The organism is Cohnella silvisoli (assembly GCF_021190915.1).
Taxonomy (GTDB): domain Bacteria; phylum Bacillota; class Bacilli; order Paenibacillales; family Paenibacillaceae; genus Cohnella; species Cohnella silvisoli.
Genome location: NZ_JAIOAP010000009.1, coordinates 271220 through 279646 on the forward strand (window position 1 = coordinate 271220; position 8427 = coordinate 279646).

6 protein-coding genes are annotated in these 8427 nt (G+C 47.0%); 4 read left to right on the top strand and 2 right to left on the bottom strand.

Going from position 1 to position 8427, the window contains the following annotated elements; genetic code table 11:
• Nucleotides 1–209 precede the first annotated feature (209 nt).
• Nucleotides 210–2438 (bottom strand): helix-turn-helix domain-containing protein, encoded by a 2229-nt coding sequence (locus tag K7P76_RS18280; RefSeq protein WP_232186758.1) that lies wholly within the window; start codon nucleotides 2436–2438, stop codon nucleotides 210–212.
• A 265-nt stretch (nucleotides 2439–2703) separates the two neighbouring features.
• Between K7P76_RS18280 and K7P76_RS18285 the strand changes: the two genes are divergently transcribed.
• The 3 genes from K7P76_RS18285 (at nucleotide 2704) to K7P76_RS18295 (ending at nucleotide 7165) form a co-directional block, all read left to right on the top strand.
• Entirely contained in the window at nucleotides 2704–5844 is a 3141-nt protein-coding gene (locus K7P76_RS18285; protein WP_232186759.1) for a fibronectin type III domain-containing protein, read from the top strand.
• Nucleotides 5845–5969: 125 nt separating this feature from the next.
• Entirely contained in the window at nucleotides 5970–6509 is a 540-nt protein-coding gene (locus K7P76_RS18290) for a helix-turn-helix transcriptional regulator (protein WP_232186760.1), read from the top strand.
• Nucleotides 6510–6664: 155 nt separating this feature from the next.
• Nucleotides 6665–7165 (top strand): hypothetical protein, encoded by a 501-nt coding sequence (locus K7P76_RS18295; protein WP_232186761.1) that lies wholly within the window; start codon nucleotides 6665–6667, stop codon nucleotides 7163–7165.
• 269 nt (nucleotides 7166–7434) lie between these two features.
• Here the strand turns inward: K7P76_RS18295 and K7P76_RS18300 are convergent, their stop codons facing one another.
• Complete coding sequence (locus K7P76_RS18300) at nucleotides 7435–7935, bottom strand: immunoglobulin-like domain-containing protein (protein WP_232186768.1); 501 nt, start codon at nucleotides 7933–7935, stop codon at nucleotides 7435–7437.
• Nucleotides 7936–8174: 239 nt separating this feature from the next.
• Between K7P76_RS18300 and K7P76_RS18305 the strand changes: the two genes are divergently transcribed.
• Nucleotides 8175–8330 carry a hypothetical protein gene (locus K7P76_RS18305; RefSeq protein WP_232186762.1) on the top strand — a complete coding sequence of 52 codons (156 nt, stop codon included), beginning with the start codon at nucleotides 8175–8177 and terminating at the stop codon, nucleotides 8328–8330.
• Nucleotides 8331–8427: the final 97 nt, after the last annotated feature.

The following is an 8427-nucleotide window of genomic DNA, read 5'->3' on the forward strand; positions in this document are numbered from 1 at the left end:
TGGCAGCGCTCCCGGCTATCTCGAAACAAAAGTAACATCTGAAGAAAAAATGAGAAAGTTGATCTTATCCCTTGAGCATGATTTATTCCTGAAAGAGGACAGTGATATTATCCCGCTCGCATGAAATTGTTCGTCATCCTCGCAACAAAAAGACCGACCAGATAATCCGGCCGGCCCATTAAGCTCCGTTCATGACACAAATCGTTTATTTACAGTTGTTGCCGATAGGTGGTCGGGCTAACGCCGAAGTAACGTTTAAACGCTTTGTAGAATGTATTGGGATTTGCATATCCCGATAAACGGGCAATATCGTTGACCGATACTTTGTCGTCCTTTAGAAGCCCAACTGCACAATCCATCCGGGTTTTCTCAAGGAATTGCGTAAAACTGTCTCCGATCAGTTCCTTGAATACATGGGAGAAGTACTTCTCGGTCATCCCCAGATCGGAAGAAATGCGGTATAAAGATAAATCGTCTTCTTTAAAATGTTGCGAGACGTAACTCATCATCTTATCTTTTAATGCCTTTTTCTGCTTGCCTTGCTGTCTGTTAACGATACTGCATAAGAGCAAAAATAACTGGCCTGCCGACTCGAACAAAGAGGGCAAGGTTTGTTGTTTTACGATTTCCTCGAGCAGCGTATCCACTTGATTGCTTTCTTCTTTCTCATGAGCGGCTAGCGCTTTTTTTAGTTTAACCGCCGTACCCCGCAGTTCGTAGGAGAGTTGGGTCAGCATTCCCGATTGCAGGGAGATGTTTACGGTATTTCTTCCATAAAGCTCTTCCAACAGGGATTTCACTTCCGTCTCGTCTCCCGCCTTGACCAAGTTCATCAGTCTTGTTTCCACATCGAGAGGAAAGTAATATTCGATTTGCCCTAGTTGGATTTCCTTGTAGAAAGCTAGACCCGCGGAAGACTTTCCTATCAAGCTGTCGAGGACCTGCATAGCTTCGTCGAACGAGTTACGGATATTAATGAGATTACTACAGGGATTGCCGACGCCGACACGAATGTTGATTCCATGGGATTGCGTCAGCAAATTCGTAACCGTTTCTACCGTTTTCTCGATATCACGCCGAATGCCCTCGCCTTCCTTTTCATCATAAGCGATGATAAATACGATTTTTTCATTGTCGATGTTAAAGTATTTTGTCGGGTACGCTATCATGTCCTTGAACGTGTTATGAATGACTACCTTGGCTAGGTCAAGCCGTTCAAGCAAACCGGGAGATATATCTTCCGTGCCGTATCCTTCGATCGAGATCATGACGGCGATATATTGATTGCCTACCAAATCCAAGCCGATATAGGAACGCACGGTTTCAATTTCCTTCTCCTTCGTAAACCCTCCGCGCAGCAACCGTTCGAGAAAGGTAGCCTTCACCAAGTCGAACTGTTCATTCAAATCCTTGCGCAATTGGTCGCGACTGCGGATCAAATTATGAATGGGCTTACTGCTCGTATACGAAAAAGCGATGGCAATCAAAACCCCTACTACGATCGTGACAATGATGGTGTAGATGTACATACGTTTAATATATTCGACGCTCTGTACGACGAAATCATAGGGAACCGCTGCAACGTATATCCACCCGCTCGAATCGGAAGTCGTGTACATCATAATCATCTTTGTGCCGTTAATCGTGCGCTCGGCATATCCTCTGGCCTCTTCGGGAATCTGCAAACCGATGGACGGTTCATTCGAATGATTCAACTCCGAGATAATCGTGCCGTTCCGATCCGCGACGTACGACCATCCGCTCTCGTCTGGAATGACCGTTGACAGCAGCTTATGAACCTCGTTCGAATCGATGAGCACGGCGATCGCGCCTTTGTATGTGTTTACCGCCCCGATCGGTACAGACTGCACATAGGTAATGACCGACCGGCTGTCGTTATTCAAGCTTAGGTTGGCCTCCGGCCAGAAGGTCGCATATTGATACTTTCCTAATAGATTCTTCTGCCATGTCAAGTAATCTAGATCGCCTTGTTTCAATAGCTTTCCATAAACCAACGAAGCATTGGCGGTCGACATGGAAGAAGTGATCAACGTGTCGTTTTTCAAATAAAGGAACGTCTCTTTCACGAAGCGGTTATTGAATTTAGAGGTAGACAAATGATCCGCAATCTCTTTGATTTTATAGTAATCCTCGCCGTTATAGGGCTTCTTGACATTCATGAAGCTCTGGATGAGGGTATTCATGGAAAGTTGATTAACAAGGCTTTCGACTTCCTGCAGTCGGGTCGTTAACAGGTCCTTGCTCTTGTCCAGCTTGGAGATGCCCGACTCGATTGCCTTCTCCTTCGCGAACTGGAGGGACTTGTTGTACACATAACCCCCTATGCCGGTTAGGATAATCAAAAGAATGAGATAGTTTATGATGAATCTTGCAAAAACCGTTCTGATACTAGGCTGACTGTTCTTATTCCACCGCATGAAATCCCCTTCTTTCAAAGCATGTCTTCATTTCCTCTCTGTAAGGTAAGCGCTTTCCAAAGCATTGTTCCCCATGATAACATCCCGCATGGGAGGTTGCCAATCTTCTTCCCGTCCGAATAGGGAATATTTCATGATCGTTGATTTTCTTCATGATGAAATAGACTGATTATCACGATATCTTTCAAATATCAACTTTGAAAAGTCAAATGTAACCGCTATCATCAATCGTGCAAAGCAACAATATCTTGTAGGAGGGATCTTTGTGTCAAGAAGAGTTCCAATCGTCGCAGTCTGCCTTTTCATCTGTTTCATGCTCAATCTGCCGGTGGTCAAAGCGGAAACCGTCCCGGATACCATCTATCCCAGGGCCTCCCAGCAACCGGACAATACGATTCATTACGTGGATATGGAGAAAACCGATTATTCTTTGAAAGATCTATTTATGATCGAGTCGCTTCAAGGCATCGTAAATCGCGAGAAACCGAGAATTTGGGTACTCAAAAACCCCATCCATATTTATGATGCAGGACCGGGCTTTGATCCGGCTTCCGTCATGGTGGACCGCTCCTTCTGGTTCAATCAAATTTCAGGGTACGCGAAAGTTCAGCATACGAATCCTAAAGAACTGGTGCAAGCTTTTGCCGGCAGCCTATCAGGCGTTATTCTATATGACGCTAACCTTTTGAACACGACAACCGGATATAATGGCAACCTGGGAAGTTTCAATTACGTCACGAACGACAATTCGGATTTGGCGGAGCCTAATAAGAGCTTTCAGCCTTCTGCCGACACGGTTGCGAAATTAAACGTAACGGCCATGCTTTGCGCCAAATACAACGCGATCGCGCTAACGGCAGACCAATTGAACGATTTAACCCTTCATTATGGCGTCGAGCTCCCCGTTCTAGTCGATACGGCGACGATCGATTTGAGTACTTGGGAGAAAAGTTACGACTATGCGATGAACAACTTAAGCTCCGACATGAGAACCGATATTATGGCCAACAATCCTAACTTTAGTCTCGCCATGTTCGATTATTTGATAGCTAACAAAATCTTCATGTTCAATATGAAAGGCAATCCTTCTACGGGAACGGGCCTTACGTCCAGCGAGAAAGCATTGACCGATACCGTTGTCGATCGCACGGAGCCCGTAACTCCGGTAGTCGGCGTATGGGGCGGAAGTACGGATGAAGATACGTTCGGTAAATACTTGAATAAAAAAGGGAAATTCGTGCTTGTGATGAGCGAGAGTTTCAATATGAGCTGGACTAGCGGCTTACCCTCGAATCTACCCGCCGCAAGCGAAACCAACCGCAATCTCGTTTACGATCCCGCAAAAATTTATATCAGCTTTACGGAGACGGATGGAGACACGTTGCTGTTTCCTCATCTTAAATTCCCGACATGGTTTCAACTTCCGAACCGGGAAAGTTATCCTATCGGCTGGGAAATACCGAGCACCATCAATGAAATTGACCCTCTCGCAGGAAATTATTTCGCCCAACACATCGGAAAGAACAATTATGTCAATCCCGTTACCGGGGTAGGTTATATTAAATATCCAATGCCCGATCCGTATAAGGACCTATTCTACGAGAAAACCGAACGATATATGCAAGATATGAAATATCGGCTAATAAGAACGATGAATTACGACCAGATCGAAGCTTCCGCTTATACGGACATTCCGAGCGTAGAAGGGATTTTTGCCGGCTACGGCGGAATGGATCCCGGCAGACCATCGGTCGAACAAAATGCCGAAACGAATTTCAGCTATTTGAACAAACCGATTTTTATCAATTATTCCTTCTTCGACAGAGAACTTATCCGGTCGTATGACAAACCGGGACCCGCGTTTTTTAGCGTTGCCGCTCAGTATGTCAATACGACTTTACTAATCGATTTCATTGATTCGTTGCCGTCTCGGTTCGTTGTCGTTTCGCCCGGGGAACTCGTCGACTTGTACAAGCAATATGCGGAAACCGTGTTTTCCGATGTATCCCAAGCAGGCTATAGAGCCAAATTCTCTCACGACGAGAGCGGTTTTATCGAGGAAAACAACGGAACGTATATTGCGGACGGCAATCATCGGGTAGCCGATGGAAATCAAAGCGTGACGTACAAATTCGATCTGGCCGACGACTTAACCAGTTCGCAGGTCGTGCTTGATTTGGCGAACAATTATGTGGTTGAAGCCTCGAAGAACAAGACGGATTGGGTTGTAGTGGGAAAGGCCTCGGCCGATATTCACGATGCGAGCAATCGAGGGAAAGTAACGATCGACTTATCCGGTTATCTGCTCGATAACCCTTCGAAGATCGTTTATGTAAAGCTCTCCGACGGTTCCCCCGCGGACGGGTGGGGACCTAGTTTATTCAGCGTTAGCTTAAACGGCGGGGAAGTACCCGAAGAAATTCCCGTAGAAGAGGACAAAACCTTTCTGAAAGCGGGTTCGTACTTAGGTGTCGGCGACTATCTGGCATCCTCTTCCGGGAGTTGTTTTCTTTACATGCAAAGCGATGGCAATTTAGTGCTATACGGCGGTTCGAATCCTTCGCATAATACCGGCATGATTTGGCAATCCAATACGGCGGGAACCCCTGGAGATTATTTCGCCATCATGCAGGGCGACGGCAATTTCGTCATCTATAAAGGAACCGGGCCTTCTGATAATAAGGGCTTTGTTTGGTCAACGGGGACGGGAGGCAACGGAGTCAGCTTCCTGTACGTTCAAGACGATCTTCGCGTGTTTATTTATAATGGCAGCGACCCGAGCCATAACCTCGGACCCATTTGGTCTACGCCCGTACCTCCTGACGTAACAGCTCCGAATTGGGGAGAATCGCCAACCCTTAGCGTAACGGAGGTTGGCGAACATCAAGTAACCTTGACCTGGCCTGCGGCATCGGATCATGTAGGCGTGACGGAATATAAAATCGCATGGGGACAAAATCAGAATGTCACTGTACCGGGGAATGTCCATTCGGCGACGATAACGGAACTTCAAACCGGTACGGCATACACCTTTACCGTTCAAGCAGGAGACTCTGCGGGAAATTGGAGCGTAGATGGTCCGAATGTTATTGTCACCACTGCAAGCCCGCCCTCCGGTCCGATTCTCGTGACTTCGCTTGCGATTTCCGGACCGGATAACATTATTGCAAAGAAAGATGAAGTTGTGTTTAGGGCAATCGTCGAGCCCACCGATGCTGCATTGCAAACCGTACGCTGGGCTGTCTACAATGTGGATGGCAGTAAAACGAAGATCGCGACTATCAACCAAGACGGCACCCTAAAGCCCAATAAACACGGCACCGTAAAAATCGTTGCGACCGCAATGGACGGTTCTGGGGTAACAGCTGCGAAAATATTAACTATTATTAAGAAGAAACAGAAGTAAGATAAAGATAATTAAATGATACCGTGTTCTAATTGAGGCTTGCGGCTCCGTTGCGCAAGTCTACTTTTCTGTGTATAACTCTACCGCTTGAGCTTTCACCGCCTCCGGTACTGCGTGCTTAGGTATTGCCGGCGGACGTTTCGCACACGTGGGAGGCCGACCGGATTGACCCGCAGAAAGCGTGCATGACCGCGGATAAAATCAGCGTTTGGAGCGGTTTGTTCGAGCAATTGAGCGGCCATGACCATCGGCTTACCGACCCGGACGATCATCCGCGGATGTTGAAGCTGCATGGGCATTTTCTACTGCCGCTGCACCAGGTATTTCAACTGGCCGAGCGGAAAGCCGGCTATCCCGATCCTCGCCTTGCCAAATTGATGGCCGATATGGAAGAGGGAGCGAGCGGCGGCGATGGCATTGACGAATGGGCCGAACGGCTAGAACTTAGCCCTTCCCATTTTCATGTCTTGTTCAAGAAGCAAACGGGATTTACGTCGAAATGGTATTGGAACCTCTACCGCATCAACCGGGCGAAAGCCGATTTGCGTAACACTGCCATGTCCGTAACCGTTATCGTCAACCGTCACCGGTTTGAGTCGGTTCACCATTTTTCTAAGCTGTTCCGCATTATGGCGTTTTGCCTCCCGGAGCTGATTGGCAAATAGCAAAAATGCCTCAACAGACCTCTCCCATCTGGTATAATAGATTCACGATACGTTCCTCATGCCTCCGGGACCCGGTTCGCAGGCCGGCATTGATACGTTTATGAGAAACGAATCATTGTGTATATGATTACAAATCCCGGAGGAGGAAGAAGAGTATGAGTCAGGCAACGCTGGAATTGATTCTTGGCGAGTTGCGGAATTTTAGGACGGAAGTGAACGAGGAGTTTCAGGAAGTCAGAGCGGAAATTCAGGCTGTCAGGTCGGAGCTTAAAGAGGAAATTCAGGCTGTCAGGTCGGAGCTTAAAGAGGAAATTCAGGTTGTCTGGTCGGAGCTTAAAGAGGAAATTCAAACTGTCAGGACTGAGTTTAAAGACGATATTCAGAGTGTCCGTTCCGAGTTCGCGCAAGAGTTCAAGACCTTCAAGAAGGACCAGCAAGCTATTTTAAACCGGCTGAACAGCCACGAGAACCTGTATGCGCAATTGATCGGCCTGATCAAATCCGTCAAAGAGACGGTAACGGGAATCGCGGAACGCCAAGATGTTCAGGAGCGGAAATTCTCTTTTCAGCTTAATACGCAAGCCGGTATCGAAATCCTCAATCGCGAACAGTTAATGATGAAGACGGAAATCGAAATGTTGAAGAACCGATACTAAGCCAAACGGCAAAATCCTCTGAAGGGACCTCAGAAAGCTTGTAGGAAATGATATCGCTTTCTCATTTGTAACTTAATCGTAATGAACCCTTCATCTTCTCTTCATGTTGAGGGTTTACAATACGTACATGACCCCCCTTTTTTATATATCATTTGAGGCTTGCGGCCCGTTGCCTCAAGCCTCCTTTTTTTTCATACGCCCGAAGAAAGACAATCGCCCTTCCCATTGCCTAGCGGCATGGGAAGGGCGATCTTGTTATCGTAACGAGCTTACGGCAATTGCTTGACCGTTATCGTAAAGGCTCTCGTATTCACGACGGCATTGTTGACGATAATGGCGGTCAAAGTCACCTTCTTGTCGCTGGTGCCGGCAGCTGGACGAATAACCGTGCCTCTATTGGCGATGACAGTTGTATTGCTGCAATACCATACGATGATGGAACCGTTCGCGCCAACCGATGGTAGAGCAAGCTTAGCAGTCACACTGGCTGCCGTATCGGTACCGCTGTATCCAATTTGAAGCGCGGCTTTGTCGGCTGCAACTTTCTGAGCGTCGGTGAGTTGCTGCTTCACGACTAAGGTGAACAATTTCACATCCGATACACTGTTGCTTGTAATGGTAGCAATCAGCGTAACGGTGACATCGCCTTGGCCGACTGAGGAACGGGTTACCGTTTTTCCGTCATTCGAAATAACTGTCGGAGAACTTGACACCCAAGCGATGGTCGATCCGTAAGCGCCTGTCGTGGGCAACGTCAGCTTGGCCGTCACGCTGCCTGGTTTATCACATTCAAAATGTGAACAGCTATCATAGCCGATTGAAACGTTGGATTGACCGTTTCAATGGCGTTGCAACGAAGTATCTGCAACATTATTTGACTTGGTTCCGTTATGTTGATCACTTCTTGCCTGTTCACTTTCCTGGGTAATAAAATAAGCAATTGATAAGAAATCATAACATTTGTTACATGCTATGATATAAGGAACTTCGCATGAAAGGAGAAATCAAAATGGCAACAAACAATATCAGTGAACCAGAGAATGATAATGCCCTTACTCCACAAAATCCGTCTAAACCTGATCCTGCAATGGGACGCTTGAATGTCTTCGTAGGGAAATGGAATACAGAGGGTGTGAATGAACCTCCCCTACTTACGCTTCGCTAAGAAGTAGGGGTTTCTTACCAGCCATACCGGTACTTTCTGCAAGCAAATAGGTTGGCTACTTGCTTTCGCTGCTGGCAGCGGAAATCTAACGGTAGGG